The organism is Pseudomonadota bacterium (assembly GCA_026388275.1).
GTDB lineage: Bacteria > Desulfobacterota > Syntrophorhabdia > Syntrophorhabdales > Syntrophorhabdaceae > JAPLKB01.
In genome coordinates this window covers 1-3339 of record JAPLKB010000049.1, presented here as the reverse complement: position 1 = coordinate 3339, position 3339 = coordinate 1, and the positions used below count along the sequence as shown (strand labels likewise).

The window sequence follows — 3339 nt, the reverse complement described above, 5'->3', positions numbered from 1 at the left end:
TGAGGTCTTTTATAATCGGCAACGTCGGCAGAAAAGGCTTGGATATTTATCCCCCGTTGTTTATGAACGGCAATTTTATGCAGGAAGGAAGGCAGCATGAATATGATTGGTGTCCACTATTGACATCAGGGGTCAAAGCTCTTATGTCATCAATTAAAGACAAGGGTATATTAGAGCCTGTACTTGTAATTTCATTTCTAAATCAAGGATGAAATCAAGGCGGCAAGGAAGAGGCGGCGTAGGCGTACGGTAATAGTACGTCGGAGGAGCAGATGACGAAGCCAACGATGATAGCGCCTTGATTTTGAATTGGAATAACTCAAAAAGACGACAAGTACCTTCTTCTCTGCGGGGAAAGACGATATCTTGCCGCTCAGAAACTGGGCCTTGAAACAATCCCGGCAAGGGTAGTTAATGCCATTACTCAAAAGGATGAAATACTGGCCATCCAATTGACAGAAAATCTCCAGAGAGAGGACTTAAATCCCATAGATCAGGCCAAAGGCATACTTGCATATATTCAGGCAAAACATCCTGATAAAGGGTACAATCTGGATGGGGTGATGAGTGATTTGATGAAAGTCCAGTTGAGACCTGACGACCTACCTGAGGATGTTGTATTCACAGTGAATACAGTTGCTCAAATCTCCGGGAAGTCTTATCCTACCTTGTTCAGCACGATATCACTCTTAAAACTGGTTCCTAAAATTCAGGACGTAATTTCGAATGGAAAACTTCCTGTTTCCCAGGGATATCTCTTTGCTGCTAACCTTGGAAGTCCTGACTTTTTTATCATATTTGATGAAATAATGGAGACGCCTGTAACCAATGTTAAATTAGAGAAGATGCTTACTGCATACAAAAGAAGAAAACCAGAATCAACAGACCCGAAACCAATACCAATGAAAATAAAGGTTGCAAGCATAGAGGCCGCAAAGACATATTTTGAAAAAAAGACCGGGATGTACACAAAAAATGATCTTCAAACACTTGCTGAAGAACTAAAGGCTTTCCTTGCTTCGATAGAACAGCAGATTGAGACTGCCCCTGAGGCTGTATCGATGAAACAAACAGATAAAAAATCTGTTCCGCAGGTGTGAGGATTAATGTGTGCAAGCGGCTTTGCTGTTCCTTGAAAGGCAAGGATTATCAATAGAAACGTGTCTCTTCCATCATTATTGGTATGGTTTTTTATAACACGTACAAAGCGTGAGCTTCGCGGTTTCCTAAAAACAAGGATTACGGATAGTAACGGGGAATAGCACAAAAGTCAGACGCAACTGCAAGACGACAACTGTTTTGCCTCGTTCAATCAGCGGGTTTGTACTCATCGAATTTCAACATTTTAAGAGCGTCACGGTTACCCCCGGCACCAGCGCAGGTTGCCCTCTTTATCCGGTTCACTGCTCGCGCACCAGCACACGCCTGATATTCCGGGACGGTTGTTGCGTTTGACAATAGAACAATATTCCTGAAGGGTAAAGGGCGGATTTTTAGAGGTGAATTCCAGTTTAAAGTGCACCACAACTCTAGGACGTGGTATATTAGATGATGAAAGAGAATAAAGAAGAAATTGAGACCAAGAACGCTTCAGAAGAAATTCAAAAGTGTATTTCGACGCTTGAATCTCTTGTAAAATATTCAGGACAGTTTGCAAATCTTCCGGCAGAACAAAGAATTGCACTCCTGAAAGCGGCCGGCGAACTATCCCGTCCCGACAGGGCGGAGGCGAAGAAAAGAAATAAGGCTGTAAAAAAAGCGCAAAAATTGGCAACCTTTGAAAAAAACAGACGTGCCCGAAATACGACCGGTATTCGCAGCACACGCCTTGATGCCACATTTACAGCGCCTGCACAGGTTGCATTGAGTTCTCTCGAATCCGGACAACAGAAGAGTGAGGAACTACATTCACCCCGGAATTGCTATATCTGTAAGGAAGAGTTCACACGGCTCCACTTCTTCTACGACACAATGTGTGAGAAATGCGGTGACCTGAATTACAGGAAACGTTTTCAGACAGCAGACCTTCATGGGCGTATTGCTCTCATCACCGGCGGACGGCTCAAGATCGGATATCAGGCAACCTTGCAGATGTTGCGCGCCGGAGCCACTGTTATTGCCACAACCAGATTTCCCGTTGACGCAGCTTTGCGATATTCCGGAGAGGAGGACTATGCAGTCTGGGGAGATAGACTACAGATCCACGGCCTTGATTTGAGACATATTCCAAGTGTTGAAATATTTGCGGGCTATGTAGAGCAAAAATACGGGCACCTTGACATATTGATAAATAATGCCGCTCAGACCGTGAAGCGACCTGCCGGTTTTTATGCCCATCTTATTGAAAACGAAAATAAGGGATACCCTGTCTTATCTACAGCGGCACAGAAGCTTCTCGAAGATCATGAGGCATTCAAAAAGCAACTCAGGTCTCTCTGTCTCAATAGCCAGGAGAAGGAATCCCCCCTTGCTCCGGCATGGCATGATGAGGGGCCTGGAATAGGTCTGCGTGCATCTGCTCAACTGTCGCAAATTCCGTATCGTCACGATAATTCTCTTGTCTCTGAGAACCTCTTTCCAAAAGGAAAACTGGATGCAGATCTCCAGCAGGTGGACCTGCGAAAGACAAACAGTTGGCGGTTACGTCTTGGGGAGATAGACACCACTGAGATGATTGAAGTCCAATTGGTTAATGCCATAGCCCCATTTGTATTGTGTAACCTATTGATTCCTCTCATGCGACGCGATTACACCGGACAAAAACATATTGTAAATGTGACTGCTATGGAGGGGAAATTCTTCCGCTTTAAGAAGGATGATAGGCATCCCCATACTAATATGGCAAAAGCGGCCCTGAACATGATGACTCACACATCTGCCGAAGATCTCGCCAGAGACGGCATATACATGAATGCCGTTGACACAGGATGGGTGACCGACGAAGACCCCGCGGAACTTTCGCAACTGAAACAAGAAGTCCACGACTTCCAGCCCCCATTAGATATTGTTGATGGCGCTGCCAGGGTCTGTGATCCCTTTTTTGACGGCATCTTAACGGGCAAACATTGGTGCGGAAAATTTCTTAAAGATTATTTTCCCATTGACTGGTAACTGGTTCTCAATAACCGCAACGCTTCAGAGGTGAGAGGAACGGATGGGACGCTCTTTAAAAATGAACCCCACCAGAGGCAAAGACTTCGGATTGAAATGCGCCCCTTCCGCCATTAACGGGATGACCTGTCTTTCACCTACCTATACGTAACAAAATTTATTGACCGTTAGACTGCTAAGGATCATTATTTATTCTGCTTTTTCTTAAAAGAAAAGGAGGAGAAATGA

Annotated in this window: 3 protein-coding genes; all 3 read left to right on the top strand. The window is 44.7% G+C overall.

Annotated features, from left to right (window positions below; genetic code table 11):
* Nucleotides 1-212: hypothetical protein (locus NT010_12095; protein ID MCX5806782.1), on the top strand; the 212-nt coding region annotated here is incomplete at its 5' end.
* 240 nt (nucleotides 213-452) lie between these two features.
* Nucleotides 453-1100, top strand: coding sequence for a hypothetical protein (locus NT010_12090; protein MCX5806781.1), 648 nt, complete (start codon nucleotides 453-455; stop codon nucleotides 1098-1100).
* A 451-nt stretch (nucleotides 1101-1551) separates the two neighbouring features.
* Nucleotides 1552-3111: an SDR family oxidoreductase gene (locus tag NT010_12085; protein ID MCX5806780.1), complete on the top strand. Its 1560-nt coding sequence runs from the start codon at nucleotides 1552-1554 to the stop codon at nucleotides 3109-3111.
* The last annotated feature ends 228 nt before the right edge of the window (nucleotides 3112-3339 follow it).

Coding starts and splice junctions, on each gene's coding strand:
- NT010_12085 (MCX5806780.1), top strand. CDS start 1,552: ATGAAAGAGAATAAAGAAGAAATTGAGACCAAGAACGCTTCAGAAGAA.